General features: G+C 62.5%; 15 protein-coding genes and 1 riboswitch. Of the genes, 1 reads left to right on the plus strand and 14 read right to left on the minus strand.

All coding sequences use genetic code 11. The features are described from left to right. Positions 1-65 precede the first annotated feature (65 nt). The 7 genes from J2Z17_RS17240 to epmA form a co-directional block, all read right to left on the minus strand. A complete protein-coding gene (locus J2Z17_RS17240) occupies positions 66-2,537 on the minus strand; it encodes a glycosyl hydrolase 2 galactose-binding domain-containing protein (protein ID WP_209946861.1) in 2,472 nt (823 codons plus the stop codon). 10 nt (positions 2,538-2,547) lie between these two features. Next, entirely contained in the window at positions 2,548-3,516 is a 969-nt protein-coding gene (locus J2Z17_RS17245; protein ID WP_209946862.1) for a DUF1839 family protein, read from the minus strand. A gap of 4 nt (positions 3,517-3,520) precedes the next feature. After that, positions 3,521-4,429: an amino acid--[acyl-carrier-protein] ligase gene (locus J2Z17_RS17250; protein ID WP_209946863.1), complete on the minus strand. Its 909-nt coding sequence runs from the start codon at positions 4,427-4,429 to the stop codon at positions 3,521-3,523. Between the two features lie 6 nt (positions 4,430-4,435). Next, complete coding sequence (locus tag J2Z17_RS17255; RefSeq protein ID WP_209946898.1) at positions 4,436-5,614, minus strand: acyl-CoA dehydrogenase family protein; 1,179 nt, start codon at positions 5,612-5,614, stop codon at positions 4,436-4,438. Then, the gene (locus tag J2Z17_RS17260; protein WP_209946864.1) at positions 5,614-5,865 is read right to left on the minus strand and encodes an acyl carrier protein; all 252 of its coding nucleotides are present in this window, start codon (positions 5,863-5,865) and stop codon (positions 5,614-5,616) included. The genes J2Z17_RS17255 and J2Z17_RS17260 overlap by 1 nt, the downstream gene beginning before the upstream one ends. 154 nt (positions 5,866-6,019) lie before the next feature. Beyond that, complete coding sequence (locus tag J2Z17_RS17265) at positions 6,020-7,060, minus strand: lysine-2,3-aminomutase-like protein (RefSeq protein WP_209946865.1); 1,041 nt, start codon at positions 7,058-7,060, stop codon at positions 6,020-6,022. Then, positions 7,057-8,118, minus strand: coding sequence for an EF-P lysine aminoacylase EpmA (gene epmA, locus J2Z17_RS17270; protein WP_209946866.1), 1,062 nt, complete (start codon positions 8,116-8,118; stop codon positions 7,057-7,059). Before epmA ends, J2Z17_RS17265 begins: the two co-directional genes overlap by 4 nt. A 145-nt stretch (positions 8,119-8,263) precedes the next feature. On the opposite strand from epmA, the gene efp reads away from it, so the two are divergent. Continuing rightward, entirely contained in the window at positions 8,264-8,833 is a 570-nt protein-coding gene (gene efp / locus J2Z17_RS17275; RefSeq protein WP_209946867.1) for an elongation factor P, read from the plus strand. 89 nt (positions 8,834-8,922) lie between these two features. Here the strand turns inward: efp and J2Z17_RS17280 are convergent, their stop codons facing one another. The 7 genes from J2Z17_RS17280 to J2Z17_RS17310 all read right to left on the minus strand — a co-directional run bounded on the left by J2Z17_RS17280 (position 8,923) and on the right by J2Z17_RS17310 (position 19,104). Continuing rightward, positions 8,923-10,407 (minus strand): NAD-dependent succinate-semialdehyde dehydrogenase, encoded by a 1,485-nt coding sequence (locus J2Z17_RS17280; protein WP_209946868.1) that lies wholly within the window; start codon positions 10,405-10,407, stop codon positions 8,923-8,925. Positions 10,408-10,633: 226 nt separating this feature from the next. Continuing rightward, on the minus strand, positions 10,634-12,031 hold the full coding sequence (locus J2Z17_RS17285) for an efflux transporter outer membrane subunit (protein WP_209946869.1): 1,398 nt from the start codon (positions 12,029-12,031) through the stop codon (positions 10,634-10,636). Positions 12,032-12,152: 121 nt separating this feature from the next. Beyond that, entirely contained in the window at positions 12,153-15,272 is a 3,120-nt protein-coding gene (locus J2Z17_RS17290) for an efflux RND transporter permease subunit (protein WP_209946870.1), read from the minus strand. Positions 15,273-15,313: 41 nt separating this feature from the next. Continuing rightward, on the minus strand, positions 15,314-16,522 hold the full coding sequence (locus J2Z17_RS17295; protein ID WP_209946871.1) for an efflux RND transporter periplasmic adaptor subunit: 1,209 nt from the start codon (positions 16,520-16,522) through the stop codon (positions 15,314-15,316). A gap of 140 nt (positions 16,523-16,662) precedes the next feature. Continuing rightward, positions 16,663-17,271, minus strand: a complete 609-nt coding sequence (locus J2Z17_RS17300) for a TetR/AcrR family transcriptional regulator (RefSeq protein ID WP_209946872.1) — start codon at positions 17,269-17,271, stop codon at positions 16,663-16,665. Between the two features lie 63 nt (positions 17,272-17,334). Further along, positions 17,335-18,276 carry a phosphoribosylaminoimidazolesuccinocarboxamide synthase gene (locus J2Z17_RS17305; RefSeq protein ID WP_209946873.1) on the minus strand — a complete coding sequence of 314 codons (942 nt, stop codon included), beginning with the start codon at positions 18,274-18,276 and terminating at the stop codon, positions 17,335-17,337. 147 nt (positions 18,277-18,423) lie between these two features. Continuing rightward, positions 18,424-19,104 (minus strand): energy-coupling factor ABC transporter permease, encoded by a 681-nt coding sequence (locus J2Z17_RS17310; RefSeq protein WP_209946874.1) that lies wholly within the window; start codon positions 19,102-19,104, stop codon positions 18,424-18,426. A 52-nt stretch (positions 19,105-19,156) separates the two neighbouring features. Beyond that, a riboswitch (cobalamin riboswitch) is annotated at positions 19,157-19,371 on the minus strand. Positions 19,372-19,684: the final 313 nt, after the last annotated feature.

A 19,684-nucleotide genomic window follows, 5' to 3' on the forward strand; every position in this document is an offset into this window, starting at 1 on the left:
TTATAGCTCTTTGCTTTACGCATTTCCGAACGGAAAACCGCGGCAACCCTTTTCCGGGACATGTGCTAGAAACGGCTTGTTTTTCTGGCACCGATCGAAACGATCTCGCCGCTTGGCCTCGTGCCTGGCGCCGTCTCTGCGCGCGGGTGAAGCGCGATGCGGCGCGGCTTGCCGGGTGCCAGGTGAAACCAGTCATCCGTTGCGCGAAAGCCCTCGCAATCGATATGCACCGATTGGGCGAAGACCTCCGTTTCCAACAGCAGGAACCAGAAGCCGGCCTTTTCCTCTAGGCTGGCCTTGATCTCGGCGTCGAACAGCGCCGATGCCCGGCCGCGGGGGAAATGCACGGCCTCGGCGCATTGCTCGCCGGTTGCCACGTCAAAAATTCGCGCCACGCTGACCTCGTGCGAAGGCGGGCCGAAGCGGAAGGCATACGTGGTGTCGAAAAAGGCACCGAAAAGATCGGTGGCCGGAATGGTCAGGGCGGAGCGCGGTGCAAGATCGATCCGCCTGTGGCCGGAGACCACCGGTTGGCGGCCGTCCCTGAGACAGGTCAGGGAGAGTTCCGTCTCCAACGCAGTGTCCTTCTCGTTGATCACGTGGATGTCGAGGCCATTGGTGCCTTCGTCGGTCAGCAGTACCTGGACCGGCCGGAAGGCGCGCTTCATCGCATACCAGACAGGCTTCGGCTCACCGCTCGAATCGACCAGGCCCCAGCCGGCGCCGGGCATCAGATCCTGAAAGGTCCAGACGAGGGCGCCATTGCAGGTGGAGCGAGGACGGCGCCATTCGGCAAAGGTCTCGGTGCTCACCTCACCGGTCACCGCACGGGAAAGATCGAGGTAACGGTCGGGATCCTCCCGCCGGAGGCGGGCCGGGTCGACGTCGTAGAGCAAAGCGAGATAGTGATCGCGGATATCCTCGAAGTCCCAGGACGCGCCGCGGTCGCGGGGAACACGGGCCTTCCAGCGGGGATCGTGCACGGGCTGCACCGGCAGGTGCCGATCGAGCGTAGACTGCTGCGGCACCTGGGCGAAGGCCAGTGATTCCGCGGCAAACCGCACCTCGGCCCGCCGGGCATCCTCCAGCGGCCGGCAATAGGCGCCGACACCATAATAATGCGTCACGCCGGCATTCGGGGCGAAGGGCATGGCGCCGCCGACCGGGGAATTATCGACATAGGGCACATCAGGACGCCATGTTTTCGAGGCATCCCGCAGCCACGCCTCGAACAGTTCGCCCTTCCAGACACTCTCGGGCAGGCCGAGCATGGCGCCCTGCTGGTAAATCTCGCTGCCGCCGCAAAGCACGGCCAGCGAGGGCGATCCCTGGATAGCGCCAAGCAGGTCGGCGACCTCCTGCTCCGCGGTTGCACGAAACGCCTCGTCCTTAGCCGGGTAATCGAAATTGGCAAACATGAAGTCCTGCCAGACCATGATCCCCAGTCGGTCGCAGAGTTTGAAGAATTCCGGGCTCTCGTAGGTCATGGTGCCGCCGAGGCGGATCATGTTGAAGCCGGCATCGGCCGCAAGCGTCAGCCAGGGCGCATAGGCTTCGGCTGTACCGGGAAGGGACAGAATGTCGGCACTGCTCCAGACGGCGCCACGGCAAAAGACCGACGCGCCGTTGACGCGCAGTGAAAAATCACGGCCATCCATGCCGCGATCGATGGTGATAGAGCGGAAGCCGACAAGGCCGAGAGCGTGCGACACCCCATCGATGCGCAGTTCGGCCAGGTGGAGCTTCGGCTTGCCGTGGGTTCTAGGCCACCATGGCTCGATGGCGGGCAACTGCAATTCGCCCGACCAGATGCCCGGTTCTAAAGACGTCAATGTGCTGGATCGACCGTCGCAGAGCAGTTCGACCGTACTTGCCTGCCCCTGCAGCGCGAAGCAGGTGGACAGGCTGCCGATCCCGGCGGCAGACAGGGTTGCCGTCAGCGTCAGGTCGGCAAGGGCGATGCCAGCGGGGCGGATCAGGCTGATCGGGCGATAGGGACCCATGGCATGGATCGGCGGGCACCAACCCGGCATGTGGCCGAGCAGCGTGTTGCGCACCAGGCGCAGGCCCTGGTTGTCCATCATCTGCGGCCGCCAGCGCGCCCTTGGCCCCTTGCGCTGCAGTTCGGGGCCGAGAGCCCGGAAGCAGATCGCAAGCTCGTCCTCGCCGGTCAGATCGACTGCCAGATCATGGCAAGCGAACATGCTGGTCGAGCGGAGCTTCAGGATGCCGTTCAGATAGATTTCGGCGATTGTCGCAAGGCCCTCGAAGCGCAGGATCGCCGGACCGGGCGCCTCGCCTTTCAGGTCACGGAAATACCAGGCATCCCTGTCGAGCAGGGAATGCGGCTGTTCGGGGTCGTAGAGCCCGGCGCTCTGAAGGGCGGACGCGACGGTGCCAGGCACCTGGGCGGAGAGGCGGACAGCGGGCCTGTGGATGTCGCCCGGCGTGCCATGGCGGCCCGTTTCGGTCACCAGAAGCGTCCAGCCGCCTTCAAGCGGCCGTTCGTCGGCTTCCGGATAGACCGTATTTGCCATGCCGTCTCCCTCAGGCGAGCTTGCCGCCGAGCCCCGTCATCAATGTGTCCCATGCCGCATGGGCCGGATCCAGTGCCGTCCGCAGCGGCTCGAACTTGCGCCGGCTGACCGCCCGCGCGACGAGAAACTGCACCGACTTGGCCGTCTCTGCAATCGTCATCGCCTGCGCGCTTTCCTCGGCATAGGCGCCGTCTGGCGAGAGCCAGTCGAGATGGGTCGCCAGAAGTTCGAAATTCGCCCCGAACTGGCGCAGTGTATTGAAGGCATATTTATGGAAGAAGCCGAAAGGTCGATCGGCGAGCTTTTCCACCTGCTGCGGAAAGACTTCTGCGAAGGCTGCGATCGGATTTCCTTCGGGGCGACGGGCGAAATGTCGCGACAAAATTTCGCCGGCTAAGGTTTTTTGATGACTTGCCGTCGCAGCCTTCGCCGGAAACTTGGCGAATTCGGTATATGGCAGGAAGGGCAGGCCGCCCTCCGGCGCGTCCAGCTGGAAGAGGCCGGCAAAATCCGCACCCGCGATCCGGAAGAAGCCGCGATTGTGGAAATAGTCCATCACCCGGCCGTCCGGATCGAGCCGGTTGATGGCAACGGTCGTCTTGCCGTGGTCCTGCCGATAGCCGACGCCCTGGGTGTCGGGCATGAAGAAGCTGTCCATCTCGACCAGGCAGAGCCGTCCGCGCTTGATCTGTTCGCCGACATGGCCCTCTACCGCGTCGAAAATCGCGAGTTCGGTGACGCGTATGCCGTAAAGCGCCTCGAGATCCTCAGGCGGCACCTTGAAGAACGTGAACTGGTCGCCTTCGAAATCCTGGGTGAGGGTAAAGCCGAGCATAGCTTCGGGCGCGACCCCGTGGGTTGCCAGAACCTCGATCCAGAGGTCGATATAGCAATTCGTCTCCGGCCAGACACGCTCGCTCGCATGCAGCGCATGCGAGCGATAGCCGGCCGGATCAATGTCCGGGAAGACCGATGTCATGCGCTCAGCCCCAAAGTGCTTCGCGAACTTTGGCAGGCCACTCGTTCACGTCGAGACCGTGGTGATGAAAGAGCGCCAGGGCGATGCGCTCGAGACCGAAGCCGACGCAGGCGGTGTGGGCGACGGCACCGTCGGCCAGCGCCAGGCCCCATTTCGTGCCGAAGGCGTCCTGATGATAATTGAAGCTCATGCAGGCCGTCGGGTTGGCGGTCGAGGTGATCGGGATCAGAAGCTCGAATTTGAGGTTCTGGTCGCGCTGGTTGTTGGCGAGCATCTTGCCGGCGCGGCCGAAGAAGGGATCATTGGCGACGTCGATCTCCACGTCCAGACCGACCTCGGCCATCATCTTCACGCCGCGGTCCATCCAGGTCTGGCGGAAGTCCGTGACATCGGCAGCCGTGCCCATGCGGACATATTCGCGCATGCGAAACAGCTGCTGGCGCGCCGGATCGTTGGACGGTTCGTGGCGGAAGCAGTAGGACTGCAGGTCGTAGAGGCCGCCCTGATCGCCGAGCCGACCGCGCTTGGCGATCGTCGGGTAGAGCGGATAGCAGGCAGCCGGCGTCAGGACGATGTTCGTCGCCTTCTGCTCACCGGTCCAGTCGCCACCTTCCTCCATACATTTCAGCAGGCTCATGTGATCGAGCTCGCAGCCGCAGAAGCTGTGCACGGTGCCGGCCAGCTGCGGGAAGCTCTTCATGTAGCCGCTCGCTTCGAAGAAGGCGCGGTTCATACCCGGTGGGAAACGGATGGCTTCGGCGCCGTCGGCCTTGCCGTAGCGATCGATCAGCCGCTCGAAGGCGGCGATCACATCCTCGAAGGCGCCGCTGCGGCCATAAAGGCCTTCGACGCCGGTGTCGATCAGAAGTCCGGATTCAAACAGCCGATCGAGAAATGATCTTTGCATATCCATGTTCAGTCACCCCAGGAGACTTGTTTCGGCCTTGTGGACCAAAAGCATGTTGGACGTGTTGGCGAGAATGCGATCATTGGAGATCATCAGCTCGGCGGAATGGGCATCGCGCAGATGCCGGCCGAGGCTGAAGGGCGTGCCGTTCTTGTAGCCCATGATGCCGCAGATCCTGAGCGCCTGGTTGATCACCGGCAGGATCATCTCGGATGCAGCGATCTTGACGTTGTTCATCGCCACCGCAAAGCCCATTGAGGACAGCCGGTCTTCGTCGTGACGGGCCGCTTCGAAGTGATCGAGGCCGGCCAGGATGGTCGAGCGGATCGCCTGCAGCTCGGCCGACATGTGGGCGAGCTGGACAAGGCCGGGCGGCTGGCTGCCAGGCTGCTTGCGGACGGCGGCCCGGATGAAGGCCTGGGCCTTGGCATAGGCGTCCTGAGCGATGCCGTACCAGACGGCGCTCCAGAGCAGGTGGGAATAGGCGAGCATGGACTGGGCGGCGATTTCGGCGAATGCCATCGGCAGGATCTGCGCAGCCGGTGCCTCGCCGCGGAACAGGAACCCTTCCGAGCAGGTGCCGCGCATGCCCAACGTATCCCAGTCATAGGTCTTGGTCAGAGCGTACTGGTCCTTCAGAAAGACCGTCATCACCTGATCGGACGGTGCGGCGTCCTTATGGGCCCGTGAAGTCACGAGGATGGCGTCGGCGGCGCGGGCATAGGAGATCACGCTCGCCTCCTTCTCCAGCCGGCAGAGTTCGCCGTCGATCTCGATGGCGCAGATCGAATTCCTGAGATTGCCGCCGATCCCGGCTTCGGTCGTGGCGGACCCCAGCAGCAATTGCTCCCTGGCGATGCGCCGCATGAAGTCCAGATGCCAGGGCGCGTCGGCGTGATGCTGCACCTGGCTGGATACCTTGATCTGGTGCATGGCGAAGATCATCGCGGTCGAGGCGCAGGCCTGACCCAGAATGGTGCAGATATCCGCGATCTCGCTGATCGAGGCGCCTTCGCCACCAAAATCCATCGGGATCTGAATGCCGAGCAGTTTCTCGGCCTTCAATGCCTGAAGGGCTTCCTGCGGGAAGCGGGCCTGCCGATCGACGTCATCGGCATGGGCCAGGGCGACCTCCGCCACACGCCTGGCGCGCGCTTTCAGCGAGCGGTCGATCGAGCCGGAGAGGTCCATCACGCGACTTTCTGGTCGGTCGTGATCGCCTGCACGGTGCGTTCGATGGCGCCGATGCTGGCAAACGACTTGCGGTTCAGCAGGTGGTCGGGAAACTCGATGTCGAAGGCTTCCTCGATGCCCAGCATCAGCTGGACCGACGCGAAGGACGAAAGGCCCGCGGCATAAAGATCGCTGTCGTCATTCAGCGTGTCCACGGACACCGGCAAACCGCCCAGTTTGGCAAGCAGGGCACGAATTGTATCGTTCATGGTTTTCCTTCCCCAAGTCTGATTCTCGGATCATGAGACCGGATCTTTCACGGGAGGGCATAAGATTCCGCAAAAAGACTTAGTTAAATTAGCGTGACGTACCAATAAGGGTCAGGTTTTCGCCAAAATTAACGGCTGCGCAGGGAGCGTCGGCCTAAGGGTAGAGCCTTGGGTCGCCGGCGCGATCGCGGATTTCGTAGCGGCCGTCTGCGAGTGCGCGCACATTGTCTTCGCCCAGGGCCACTTTGCCGTGACCGCCTGGCAGATCGAGGATGTAGGCGGGCAGGCAGAGCCCGGAAACGGTGGCGCGAAGCGTGCGCATGATTGCCTGACCCTCGGCGATTGTCAGGCGGAAATGGCTGGTGCCGGGCGCCATGTCGGGGTGGTGCAGGTAATAGGGTTTGACCCGCGCCTCAACAAAGGCGCGCATCAGCGCGCCGAGCACGGCGGCGTCGTCGTTAACACCCTTGAGGAGAACGGACTGGCTGACCAGCGTCACGCCGGCATCGGCAAGCCGCGCGCAGGCGGCCCGAACGGCCGGGGTGATCTCCAGCGGATGATTGGCGTGAAGGGCCAGATAGATCGTCTTGCCGGATGCCTTCAGCGCCTCGATCATCGCCTGGTCGATCTTTTCCGGATCGACGGCGGGGACGCGGCTGTGCAGGCGCAGGATCTTCACATGGTCGATGCCGGCCAGAAGATCCGCCACCTCCCTCAGCCGCCGCGGCGACATCACCAGCGGATCGCCGCCGGTGAGGATCACTTCCCAGATGCCGGGTGTATGGCGGATATAATCCATGGCGTTTTCGATCTGGGCGCGCGTCAGATTGCCGTCGCCATCGGGACCGACCATTTCGCGGCGGAAGCAGAAGCGGCAGTAAACGGGGCAGACGCCGATCACCTTGAGCAGGACACGGTCGGGATAGCGATGCACGATGCCGGGAACCGGCGTGTGGGCACCGTCGCCGATCGGATCGCCGAGTTCGTCCGGCGTCAGCTGCAATTCCTCCGGCGAGGGCAGAAACTGCCTTGCGATCGGGTCGGCGGGGTCGTTGCGATCGATAAGGTCGGCAACGGTCGGCGTCAGCGCCACCGCATAGCGCCGACCGACGGCGGATAAGCGCTCCCTGGCATTTTCCGGCAGCAGTTCGGCCGCGATCAGGTCGTCGACAGATTTGAGGTTGCGGCCGGTCAAACCGTGACCTCCGCCACCGGTGCCCAGATCACCTGATCAATCCGTTGGGCGCCGGTTGCCAGCATCACCAGCCGGTCGAAGCCGAGCGCGATGCCGCAGGCCTCCGGCATGATATCGAGTGCTGCGAGGAAATCCTCATCCAGCGGATAGGTCTCGCCGTAGACGCGCTGCTTCTCCACCATCTCGGCCTGGAAGCGGCGGCGCTGTTCGCTGGCATCGGTCAGCTCGCCGAAGGCATTGGCAAGCTCTACGCCGCAGGCATAAAGCTCGAAGCGCTCCGCGGTCCGCGGATCTTCGGCGGACGGCCGGGCAAGGGCCGCTTCGCAGACCGGATACCGGTCGAGAATCGTCGCGCGCCCCTCTCCCAGCCGAGGTTCAACCTTCTCGACCAGGATGCGGCTGAAGATGTCGGCCCAGCTGTCGTCACCGGCGATCCGGATGCCGGAGGCGGTGGCCGCGACCGCCAGATGGTCGCGGTCGGTGGTGCCGTCGGCCGAGACGGAGGCGAGCAGGTCGATGGCGGCGAAGCGCTCGAAGGCTTCCGCAACGCTCAGGCGCTCCGGCGCTGCGAAGGGATCGATCGCCTTGCCGTGAAACGATAAGCGCCTTGTCCCGGTCGTCTCTGCGGCAAGAGCGAGGATCTCGGCGCAGTCGTCCATCAGCGTCTCGTAGCTTTCACCGGCCCGGTACCACTCGACCATGGTGAATTCCGGATGATGCAGCGGCCCGCGCTCGCGATTGCGGTAGACATGGGCAAAGCAGGAGATGCGGGTCTCGCCAGCGGCCAGCAGCTTCTTGCAGGCAAATTCAGGCGAGGTGTGGAGATAGAGATCGGCGGGCAGGCCATCATTGCCGATCGCAACGGTGTGAAAGGCATGCAGGTGCGCCTCGTTGCCGGGGGATACCTGCAGCGTGGCGGTATCGACCTCGATAAAGTCACGGTCGGCGAAAAAGCCCCGCAGCCGCGCCTGGATCCGGTTGCGCCCGACAAGCAATGGCCGCCGATCGCGATGAACGGAGGGCGACCACCAGGACGGGGCGGGAGAGCGAGGTTTCATGAGGCTGCTGCTCTTGGGTGCGTATCAGCTTCGGGGCTGGCTATTTCGGCAAATTTGGGTTAGTTGCGCCCAGGAAAATTCGAAAGACGTCTGGGACGGAGGGTCGTCCTTTACGACGTGTCGATCAGAGTTACAAGGAAATCCAATGGTCAAGGTCATCGCGTCTTCGGTCCGAAAGGGTAACGTTCTCGAAGTGGACAACAAGCTCTACGTCGTGCTTACGGCCCAGAACTTCCACCCGGGCAAGGGTACGCCGGTAACCCAGGTCGACATGCGCCGTATCGTGGACGGGGTGAAGGTTTCGGAGCGCTGGCGCACGACCGAGCAGGTCGAGCGTGCTTTCGTCGAGGACCTGAACTTCCAGTTCCTCTACGAGGACGGCGAGGGCTTCCACTTCATGAACCCGGAAAACTACGACCAGGTGGTCGTGGATGCGGAAACCATGGGCGACCAGAAGGCCTATCTGCAGGAAGCGATGACCTGCGTGCTGTCGATCTACGAGGGCATTCCGCTGGCGATCGAATTGCCGCGCCATGTGACGCTCGAGATCACCGAGACAGAGCCGGTCGTCAAGGGCCAGACGGCGTCGTCGTCCTACAAGCCGGCCATGCTGTCGAACGGCATCCGCACCATGGTGCCGCCGCATATCGACGCCGGCACGCGCGTCGTCATCGCCACCGAAGACAATTCCTATGTCGAGCGCGCCAAGAGCTGATCGACATCGAACATGTATTGGAAAAGGCCCGGTTTCGTCCGGGCCTTTTTTGTGTTGCGCGCATCAGCGATCGACGCTGACCCCCAATACTATTCGATGCCGCCGAGGCAGAGATATTTCAGCTCGACATAGTCGTCTATGCCGTATTTCGAGCCTTCGCGGCCCTGGCCGGACTGCTTGATGCCGCCGAAGGGTGCGACCTCGGTGGAGATCAGTCCCGTATTGACGCCGACCATGCCGTATTCGAGCGCTTCCGCCACCCGGAAGATCTTGGCGATGTCCTTGGCATAGAAATAGGAGGCGAGGCCGAATTCGGTGTTGTTCGCCATCTCGATCACATCGTCCTCGCTGTCGAACTTGAACAGGGGCGCGACGGGGCCGAAGGTTTCCTCGACGGCGACCTTCATGTCGGTGGTGACGCCGGTCAGCACCGTGGGCTGGTAGAACAGCTCTCCCTTGTCGGAAGCCTCGCCACCCAGTTCGACCTTCGCACCCTTGGAGACCGCGTCGGCGACGTGGTCCTTGACCTTTTTCAGCGCGTTCCCGTCGATCAGCGGGCCGGTGGTGACGCCCTCGTCGAGCCCGTTGCCGACCTTGAGCTGCTTGACCTTCTCGGACAGCTTGGCGGCAAAGGCGTCATAGACGCCGGATTGAATGTAGAGACGGTTGGCGCAGACGCAGGTCTGCCCGGCATTGCGGTATTTCGAGATCATCGCGCCCTCGACGGCCGCGTCGAGATCGGCGTCGTCGAAGACGATGAACGGCGCGTTGCCGCCGAGTTCCAGTCCGAGCTTCATGATCTGGTCGGCGCCCTGGCGCATCAGGATGCGGCCGACATTGGTCGAGCCGGTGAAGGTCAGCTTGCGCACCTTGTCGTTGTCGCAGAAGGCCTTGCCGACCATGGCGGCGTCTGTTGCGGTGATCACCGACAACAGACCCGAAGGCAGACCGGCGCGTTCGGCAAGGAGCGCGATCGCCAGGGCGGAGAGGGGGGTCTGGGCGGCGGGCTTGGAGACCATGGCGCAACCGGCGGCCAGCGCCGGCGCCATCTTGCGGGCCAGCATGGCGTTCGGGAAATTCCACGGCGTGATCGCGCCGACGACGCCGACCGGCTGCTTGATCACCAGGATACGCTTGTCGGCCTGATGGCCGGGGATCACGTCGCCATAGACGCGCTTGGCTTCCTCGCCGAACCATTCGACGAAGGAGGCGCCGTAGAGGATTTCACCGCGCGCTTCCGGCCAGGGCTTGCCCATTTCCATCGTCAGGATCGTCGCCAGGTCGTCGGCGTTCTCGACCATCAGGTCGAAGAGCTTGCGCAGGATGGCGGCACGCTCCTTGCCGGTCTTCCGGGCCCAGGCCTTCTGTGCCCGATAGGCAACGTCGATTGCACGGGAAACCTCCGCCAGTCCGAGGTCGGGCAATACCGCAATCACCTCGCCGGTCGCGGGGTTGGTGACCTCAAAGGTCTTGGTATCGGAGCCGGACGCAACCCAGTCCTCGCCAACGAGGCTCTTGTCGGTCGCAAGGCTCTTGTCCTTCAGCCTGGATGTCAGCGCATCGGAAATGGTCATCTTGGGCTCTCCCGGGAATGATTTTCTGGACAGCGCCTCTTACGGCGCCTGATCCCCACCGCGACGTGCGGCGGGCGAACTCTATGGTACTGCTGGCAGTTAAGGAAGCGCGGCGGGGTTTCAAGATTGCCGCAGTACCGCAAACGCCTTCAGCCGTCCTGGACAAACGAAAAAGCCCTCCCCGGCGGACCGGGAAGGGCTTGGAAGATCAGGACTTGTCTTAGTCTTACTGACCGAAGGCGTAGCCGCCGCCGATTGCAATATTCAGGGTCACGAAGTCGTTTGCCATCTGCTGCACGGCCTGCACGAGACTTGCCTGCGCGGTCGAGACAGAACGCTGGGCGTCGAGCACGTCGAGCAGCGAGGACGCACCGTCCTTGTAGCTCGCGGTCGAGAGGTTCAGCGCCTCGTTGTAGGAGTTGACCGTGGCCGACAGGGCGTTGACCGTCTGACGGTCGCGGCTGACGGCAGCCAGTGCGCTTTCGACTTCCTCGACGGCGTTCAGCACGGTCTGCTTCCAGGCCAGATACGATTCCCGCGCGACCGATTCCTTGTTCTTGACGTTTGCGCGAAGCGCGCCGCCGTCGAAGATCGGAAGGTTGAGGCTCGGGCCGAAGGACCAGGAATTGGACGTGCCGCTGCCGCCGCCCGCGATATGGGAATAGGACGGGCTGATCGAACCGCTGAGCGTGATCGACGGATAGAGCTGCGCTTCGGCCACCCCGACATCGGCGGTGGCGGCCGCCAGATCGCGTTCGGCCCTGCGGATGTCCGGACGGTTGCGAATGAGGTCGGCGGGGACGCCGGCATTCACGCTGCCATGCGGACGGGGCTGGGCCGCGCCCTTCTGCAATTCGCGCATCAAGGTCGATGCCGGCAGGCCGAGCAGGGTCGAGATATGGTTTGCCGCAGCGCGGAACTGGGCTTCGAAGCTCGGGATATCGGCGATCGTCGAGTTGACGAGACCCTCGGCCTGGACAACGTCGAGACGCGAGGCCGCACCGGCATCGAGCTGGAGCTTGGTGAGGTTCAGCGTTTCACGCCGCGAGCTGAGGTTCTGCTTCGCGACCGCGATGCGCGCCTGATAGTAGCGGGCGTTGATGTAATAGGTCGTCAGTTCCGACAGATAGGTCAGGCGGGTCGTGTCGACGCTTGCATAGGCAGCATCGAGCGAAGCCCGGGCGCTTTCCTTCGACCGGCGATATTCGCCGAACAGGTCGAGCAGCCACGAGACGTTGAGGCTGCCGGCCGACGAGGAGCGATGATCGACGCTGTTGGTGGCGGCGCTGCCACCGCTGCCGCTTTCGGTCTGGCTGGCGGACAGGTCGAGGCTCGGCAGGGCGCCGGCGCCGGCCGACACGACGTTTGCCTGTGCCTGATTGATTCGTTCCATCGCCTGCAGGATGTCGAGGTTCTGGTCCAGACCCTGGTTCACCAGCTTGTCGAGGCGGCTGTCACGGAAAGCGGTCCACCAGGCCTTCATGCTCACATCGCCATTGCTGCGCGCCGAGCCCTCGGCAAATTTGGTGGGCAGAGTGGTCTGCGGCGGCACGTGATCGGGGCCGACGACACAGCCGGACAACATCAGGAAAGCAAAGGGCGCGGCAACTCGGATGGATACCATGATTTTTTCCCGTTTCTTATATTCAAGACGCGGGAGACCAGCGCGCTTAGCTTCCGGTCTTCCCTTTCGCCCCGCATTCGCTGCCAGCTGACATGGTAGCGAACTATGGATAACAATTCGTTTATTCGGCGACGACTGTCTTTTCGGTTTTTCCACGCTTTGCCAACCGCAGAATGACAACAAAGAAGGATGGCACGAAGAAAATTCCGATGACTGTTGCAGAAAGCATCCCGCCCAGAACACCGATGCCGATGGAGTTCTGCGCCGCAGAGCCTGCACCGCGCGCAATGGCAAGAGGCAGAACACCGAGGATAAAGGCAAGCGAGGTCATCACGATGGGACGCAGACGCAGCCTTGCCGCCTCTTTCGCCGCCTCGACCAGGCCGCTTCCCTGTTCCATCCGGTCCTTGGCGAATTCCACGATCAGGATCGCATTCTTCGCCGCCAGACCGATCGTCGTCAGCAGCCCGACCTTGAAGTAGACGTCGTTCGACTGACCCAGGAAGTAGGCAGCCGACAGTGCGCCGAGCACGCCGACCGGCACCGCCATGATGACGGAGAACGGTATCGACCAGCTTTCATAGAGCGCAGCAAGGCACAGGAACACGATCAGAACGGAGAGCGCATAGAGCATCGGCGCCTGCGATCCGGACAGGCGTTCCTGGTATGAAATGCCCGTCCAGGCAGCGGTATAGCCACCACCGAGACCGGCGGTGAGCTTTTCCATCTCGTCCATGGCATCGCCGGAGCTGATACCCGGTCCGGCGGCACCATCCAGCGAGATGGCGCTGACGGCGTTATACCGTGCCAGCGTCGGCGGGCCTGCCTCCCACTTGCTGGAGGTAAAGGACGAGAAGGGCACCATCTCGCCGCTGCCATTGCGGGCATACCAGTGATTGATGTCGTCAGGCTGCATGCGATACGGCGCGTCGCCCTGCACATAGACCGGCTTCAGCTTGTTGTTCAGCGTGAAATCGTTGACGTCGCGGCCGGCAAATATGGTCGAGAGCATGGAGTTGACGGTGGATATGTCGAGCCCCATCGCGCCCATCTTCTCCTGATCGAGCAGGATCTTCAGCTGGCTTTCGGCCGCCGGGCTGTTGGAGCGCAGCGAGGCCACCATCGGGTCGTCCGAGCCGAGCTTGATCAGCTTGTTGGATGCCGCAGTCAGCGCATCGATGCCGGTATTGCCGGTATCGACCAGATACATCGAAAAGCCGCTCGAGGTGCCGAGGCCCGGAATGGCCGGCGGCTGCAGCGGGAAGACCTGCGCGTCGCGAAGCGTGAAGAAATAGCTACCAGCCCGTTGCACGAGGGCGGATGCCGACTGGTTCGCCTCGGTGCGATCGTCGAAGTCCTTCAGCTTGGCAAAGACCATGGCATAGTTTTGCCCCTGGCCGGTGAAGCTGAAGCCCATGACGGCAAAGACGTCCTGGACCGTGTCCTTTTCCTTGTCGATGTAATAGTTCTCGATCTTCTTGACGACTTCGGTCGTGCGCGCCTGGCTTGCGCCATTGGGCAACTGGACGATGGTCATCAGAACGCCCTGGTCTTCCTGGGGCAGGAATGACGACGGCAGGCGCATGAAGATGAAGGCGCAGCCGCCGACAACCAGCAGGAACATCAGCATCACGCGGATCGGACGCCGCAGGAGATAGCCGACAGTCGAGGTATAGCCGCCAGTCGCCCGGTCGAAACCACGGTTGAACCAGCCGGCCGGCCCCTTGCGGTCGTGGCCATGCGCAATCGGCTTCAGCATGCTGGCGCAAAGAGCCGGTGTCAGCACGATCGCCACCAGCGCCGACAGCAGCATGGCGGAAACGATGGTGACGGAGAACTGGCGATAGATGATACCCGTCGATCCGCCGAAAAACGCCATCGGAATGAACACGGCGGTCAACACAAGTGCAATGCCGACGATCGCGCCGGTGATTTCCCCCATCGACTTCTCGGTTGCCTCCATCGGAGACAGGCCTTCTTCGGCCATGATTCGCTCGACGTTTTCCACCACCACGATCGCATCGTCGACGAGAAGGCCGATGGCGAGCACCATGGCGAACATGGTGAGCGTGTTGATCGAATATCCCGTCACGGCCAGGATGCCGAAGGTGCCGAGCAGCACGACCGGCACGGCGATCATCGGAATGAAGGTGGCGCGCAGGTTCTGCAGGAAGATCAGCAGAACGAAGAAGACCAGAACGATCGCTTCGATCAGGGTATGGACAACCTTCTCGATCGACAGCTGCACGAAGGGCGAGGTGTCGTAAGGATAGGCGATCTCGACATTCTTCGGAAGCGAGGGGCCGATCGACGACAGCGTCGCCTTGACGCGCGCGGCAGTGTCGAGCGCGTTGGCGCCGGTTGCCAGATTGACCGCAAAGCCGGTTGCCGGATTGCGGTTCGCGCGGGTTTCCGTCGCATAGCTTTCCTGGCCGATCTCGATGCGGGCGACATCGCTCAGGCGCACCGTCGCCCCATCTTCCTCGACCTTCAGGATGATCCGCTCGAAGTCGGAGACCTTCTGCAGCTGGCTCTGGGCCGTAACCGTGACGTTGATTTCCTGGCCCTTGACGACCGGCAGGGCGCCGATCGAGCCGACGGAGACCTGGGTATTCTGCGCCGAGATCGCGCTGGTCACATCGGTCGGAGTCAGCTGGAATTTATGCAGTTTGTACGGATCGAGCCATATCCGCATGGCATAGCCCGAGCCGAAGACCTGGACGCTGCCCACACCTTCGAGCCGCTGGATCTGGTCCTCGATCTGCGTGCTGAAGATATCGCCGAGATCGACCGAGTTGCGCTTGCCGTCGGAGGAGACCAGCGCGCCGACCAGAAGAATGCTGTCATTCGACTTGGTAACGGTGATGCCCTGGTTGATCACCACGTCCGGCAATTGCGACTGCACGAGCTGCAGCTTGTTCTGCACCTGGACCTGGGCGATATCGGGATCGATGCTGTTGCCGAAGGTCAGCTGGACGCTCGACCGGCCGGTGGCCGAGGTCGACGTCATATAGGTAAGGTCGTCGAGGCCGGTCAGGCCGTCCTCGATCACCGAGGTCACCGATTTTTCGACCGTGTCGGCACTGGCGCCGCTATAGGTGGCCGAGATGCGCACCGTGGTGGGCGCGATTTCCGGATATTGCGATATCGACAATGTGCTGATGGCAAGGGCGCCGCCCAGCATGATGACGATGGCAATCACCCAGGCGAAGATCGGGCGATGGATGAAGAAGTTGGCCATTTATTGAACCCTTTGCCTCGATTGATCCCAGGACGGCCCGCTCAGGGCTTTGCCTCGGACTTGGCTTCGGGAGCCTCGGATTTCTTGTCTTCGACAACCAGACCATTTTCATCCACGGTCGCTTCCACCGGTTTGACGGCGGCACCGTCGGCGATCCACTGGAAGCCATCGACGATCAGCTTGTCGCCATCCTTGACGCCGTCGGTGACGATCCAGGAATTGCCGGAGGTCTTGCCGTTTTCGAACAGGCGGGTCTCGACCTTGTTGTCGGCAGTCACGAACTTCGCCTGCAATTCGCCGCGCGCATTGCGCGTCGCGGCCAGCTGCGGGATCAGGTAACCCTGCTCGTGGCCGAGAGAGACCTGGGCGCGGACATACATGCCCGGCAGGATCAGTTCGTTCGGATTCTTGAAAAGGGCGCGGATCGAATAGGTGCCCGTCGTCTCGCTGACCGCCATTTCCGACATGTCCAGCTCGCCCTTCTGCGGATAGTTGATGCCGTCTTCCAGCATCAGGGAGATGCTGGTCGAGCCGCTCTGGTTCAACTGGCCGTCCGCGATCGCCTTCTTCAGCTTCAACAGGTTGGTGCTCGATTCGGTCAGCTCGATATAGATCGGGTCGAGCTGGCGAAGCGTCATCAGCGCATCGGTCTGGTTGGCGGTCACCACATTGCCGACAGAGAAGGCGGACGCACTTGTCACACCGTCAAACGGGGCGCGCACATCCGTCAGGTCGAGATTGATCTGCGCGGATTGCAGCGCTGCCTTGGCCTCGGCGACATCGGCCTGCGCCTGCAGCAGCGTCACCTTGGCATTGTCATATTCGATCTGGGTGGCGCCGCTGTTGACCAGTCGCTCGTAGCGCGCCAGGTTCTGCTTTGCGGTCGGCACACTGGCTTCCGCGCGGGCCAGCGTGGCCTCGGCTTCGGCGACGGACGCCTGATAGGTGTCGTCCTCGATCTTGTAGAGCAGATCGCCGGCCTTGACGGTGCTGCCTTCGCGGAAGGCGGTCTTTTTGATCACGCCACTGACACGCGGGCGGATGTCGGCGACCTGATACGCCGTAGCACGGCCCGGCAGGACGGAGGTCAGCTCATGGTCGCCCTTCTTCATGATCAGGACGCTGACCGGGGTCGGCGGCCTTTCGGCCCCCTGGCCGGGCGCGCCGCCACTGCTCTTTTCGTCATTGCAGCCGACAAGTATGGCGGACAGAAGCGCGAGGGTGGAGGCGAGCCTGATCGATCTTTTCATTATTCAGTCCGGATCCTGGAAAATGCGTTGGACGGGTCTAGCATGCGAAGCTCACGGGGCGCCGACGCGCAAGCACGCCGAGCCACGCCCCTGAATCTGTCGTTGCGCTGCAAGTGACGTAATCGACAAACCGTCACCTATCAAGACGGTTGCAGTGCAGCAATCACCAGCCAGAGAACTTCGTCCAGACGTGTTGCCAATTTGTCAGTGCTGGTGTGGCGCAGCAGCAGCGGATGCAAGAGGGCGTTGCAACTGTAAAAGGTCGCGCGCGCCGCCCTCTCGGGATCGTCGACCTTGAAGCTGCCCTCCCGGCAGCCGTCCTCGATGATCTGTCGGATCGCCGTCGTCATCATTTCGCAGTAGCGTTCGCTGCAGACCTGCTCTTCATGGGTCGCCATCATCACCATCTCGAAAAGATGCGGACGATCCTCGAGGTCGCCCAGATGGGCTTCCATCAGGTCGCCGATCAGACGGCGCATGCGGGTCGGCGCCGGCCCCGTGCTTTCCAGGCGTGCCAGCCGGTCAATGGCCGTCTCGAGATGTCTGAGCGTGATCGCCGTGACCAGGTCGCTCTTGGTGCGGAAATGCTTGAAGACATTTGCCGGGGACATGTCGAGCGCTGCGGCAACGTCGGCCATGGCGACGGACGCGTAGCCACGCGCGCGAAAAAGGGTTTCGGCCGTGTCGAGAATGTCCTGGCGCGTTTCCGATGCGCGCCGGCGCGGCCGACGGACGGACTTGTCTGCCATGAACGAGGGCTGGACAGATGCAGCCGCGTGCTTCGAAGCGAGAGGCAAGGCCAGAGGTCCTTCCTAGAAGTAAGCCGCGAGATGACCGCGGACACGATCGAGCGGCGTCGCGCCGCTTTCGTCCGGTATGAAGCGCTGACCGGTGATGCGCTCATAGGCTTCTATATAGACGCGCGACGTTTCCGCGATCAGTGCCTGCGGGATCTCCGGGATCGGATCATTATACGGATCGCAACGTTCGGCCACCCAGGCACGCACGAAATCCTTGTCGAAGCTTGCCGGGCGCTCGCCCTTGTCGAAGCTTTGCTGATAGCTGTCGGCAATCCAGTAGCGGCTGCTGTCGGGCGTGTGGATCTCGTCGGCGAGGATGATCCGGCCGGTTTCGTCGGTGCCGAATTCATATTTGGTGTCGACCAGGATCAGGCCGTTCTGCGCTGCGAGTTCCTGTCCGCGGGCAAAGAGCGCGAGCGCATAGCGCGAAAGGGTTTCCCACTGCGCTTCGCTCAGCAGGCCCTTCGAGACGATCTCGTCCGGCGTCAGCGGCGCATCGTGGCCCCCGTCGAATTCCTTGCTGGTCGGGGTAATGACCGGCGCCGGCAGTTTCTGGTTGTCGCGCATGCCGTCCGGCAAGGTCATGCCGTACATCCGGCGCTCACCCTTCTTGTACATCGTCAGGATCGAGGTGCCGGTGGTGCCGGCCAGATAGCCGCGCACGACGACCTCGACCGGCAGGATGTCGAGCCGCTTGCCGACCACGACATTGCGATCGGGATAATCGAGGACATGGTTGGGGCAGATGTCACGCGTCGCGTCGAACCAGTAGCGCGCCGTCTGGGTCAGCACTTCCCCCTTATAGGGTATGCAGGCGAGGATCCGGTCGAAGGCGCTCAGCCGATCGGTCGAGATGATGATGCGGCGGCCGTCGGGAAGGTCGTAGTTTTCCCGCACCTTGCCGCGATAATAGCCTGGGAGTTCCGGGAAATGGGCGTCCGACAAAATGCGCAAGGTGTCGCCTCCTGAATGGCCTTTGCTTCTCGACGAGGGCATTGCGAGAATTCATGGCCGTGGCGGTAGCGCAATTTCTGCAGCCATTCAAAGGAAAAGCGCGCGACGGACCGGTCGCGCGCTTCGGTTTGCTCGGCAGTGTGTAGCTTAGGTCGCGGCGTGCAGCCTTGTGTTGAACAGCGCCGACTTGGTTGCCTTGCCCAGCGACTTGGCGCCTGCCAGGACCGCCAGATCGATCAGCGGCTCCACCAGGATGACGCTCATATAGGCGACACCGAAGCTTGCGATATGCTGGACATTGGCAAGCGCAAAGCCCTGGCCATAGAGCGCCCAGAAGGCGACCCAGGCGACGATGCCGCCCTGATAGGCGGTCGAAAGGGCAAGCGTCTGGCGATAGGAGACATCGACATAGGCCGTGCTTGCCGGAATGATCCGGGCGGCAACCTTTGAAATCAGGAACAGCGGCACCAGCAGCGTGGTGACATTCATTCCGTATTGCGGAAGGTCGAACGGTGCAAAGAACAGGCCCTGGAGAAGAAGCCCCATGGCAAGCCCGACGGCCGCCGGTCCCGCGCCGAACATCAGATAGAGTGTCGAGCCGAGGATGAGGTGCACTTCCGACACGCCGACCGGATGGTGCGGCAGGACCTGGAAGAAGCAGAACACCAGGGCGGTGGTGATCACGCTGCGGCTGGCAAGGGCTGCGACGCCCCGATCCTTGCGGATCGTGTCGAGGGCCATCTTGCCGAGCAAGCCGAAGGAGGCCGCCGCCGTTGCATAGCTGAGGACGATCTTGGCGCCGTCGACGACACCGGGTTCGATATGCATAATATATCCTTTCTGCCGCGCCCACCGCGCGGGGACAAGTTGAAGCCACGACATCGTGGCAGATCGGATGGCAGGTCTCCTGGCTTGCGGGTCTAGGCTCGGTCCGCCTTATCGGCCTGCTCTGGCCAATGGCATGTTGGACGTCGCTCTCCGCTCACAGTTGCGGGGGCAGCCACGGTTTCGGCCCCTGATGGGTAGTCCTCACCGTATTCCCTTTTCATCCACCCTCGCTCCCGCGCGGGTGAAACCATCACTTTCGAACGCATGACCCCGCTCCTTCGATAGCCGGGTCGGGGGCATGCGGACGCGGACGAGCCGCGACCCTTCAATCTGTAATGAAGGTGGTGGGGCGGTGCAAGAGAGGGTAACCACGAAGCAGAGCGCGGCCTCGCCGCTGCCCTCTGCTGAGATGCCGCAGCTGGCGCGGCCCCTCTTGAACCGGGCCGCGCAATCTCCATATGTAAGCCTGCGAGTAACGCTTATCCTGGGTTGCCGGATTCTTGACCTTAGCTCGCAATTTTCAATTTTACCGTTGAAAATCATATACTTGCAGAAAACGACAGTTTTTTGACAAAAGTCG

The sequence above is a fragment of the Heterorhizobium halophytocola genome, assembly GCF_017873095.1.
Classification (GTDB): domain Bacteria; phylum Pseudomonadota; class Alphaproteobacteria; order Rhizobiales; family Rhizobiaceae; genus Allorhizobium; species Allorhizobium halophytocola.

Excerpts from the sequence above, each read along its gene's own strand:
- J2Z17_RS17240 (WP_209946861.1), bottom strand. The coding sequence starts at position 2,537 with ATGGCAAATACGGTCTATCCGGAAGCCGACGAACGGCCGCTTGAAGGC.
- J2Z17_RS17245 (WP_209946862.1), bottom strand. The coding sequence starts at position 3,516 with ATGACATCGGTCTTCCCGGACATTGATCCGGCCGGCTATCGCTCGCAT.
- J2Z17_RS17250 (WP_209946863.1), bottom strand. The coding sequence starts at position 4,429 with ATGGATATGCAAAGATCATTTCTCGATCGGCTGTTTGAATCCGGACTT.
- J2Z17_RS17255 (WP_209946898.1), bottom strand. The coding sequence starts at position 5,614 with ATGGACCTCTCCGGCTCGATCGACCGCTCGCTGAAAGCGCGCGCCAGG.
- J2Z17_RS17260 (WP_209946864.1), bottom strand. The coding sequence starts at position 5,865 with ATGAACGATACAATTCGTGCCCTGCTTGCCAAACTGGGCGGTTTGCCG.
- epmA (WP_209946866.1), bottom strand. The coding sequence starts at position 8,118 with ATGAAACCTCGCTCTCCCGCCCCGTCCTGGTGGTCGCCCTCCGTTCAT.
- efp (WP_209946867.1), top strand. The coding sequence starts at position 8,264 with ATGGTCAAGGTCATCGCGTCTTCGGTCCGAAAGGGTAACGTTCTCGAA.
- J2Z17_RS17280 (WP_209946868.1), bottom strand. The coding sequence starts at position 10,407 with ATGACCATTTCCGATGCGCTGACATCCAGGCTGAAGGACAAGAGCCTT.
- J2Z17_RS17285 (WP_209946869.1), bottom strand. The coding sequence starts at position 12,031 with ATGGTATCCATCCGAGTTGCCGCGCCCTTTGCTTTCCTGATGTTGTCC.
- J2Z17_RS17290 (WP_209946870.1), bottom strand. The coding sequence starts at position 15,272 with ATGGCCAACTTCTTCATCCATCGCCCGATCTTCGCCTGGGTGATTGCC.
- J2Z17_RS17295 (WP_209946871.1), bottom strand. The coding sequence starts at position 16,522 with ATGAAAAGATCGATCAGGCTCGCCTCCACCCTCGCGCTTCTGTCCGCC.
- J2Z17_RS17300 (WP_209946872.1), bottom strand. The coding sequence starts at position 17,271 with ATGGCAGACAAGTCCGTCCGTCGGCCGCGCCGGCGCGCATCGGAAACG.
- J2Z17_RS17310 (WP_209946874.1), bottom strand. The coding sequence starts at position 19,104 with ATGCATATCGAACCCGGTGTCGTCGACGGCGCCAAGATCGTCCTCAGC.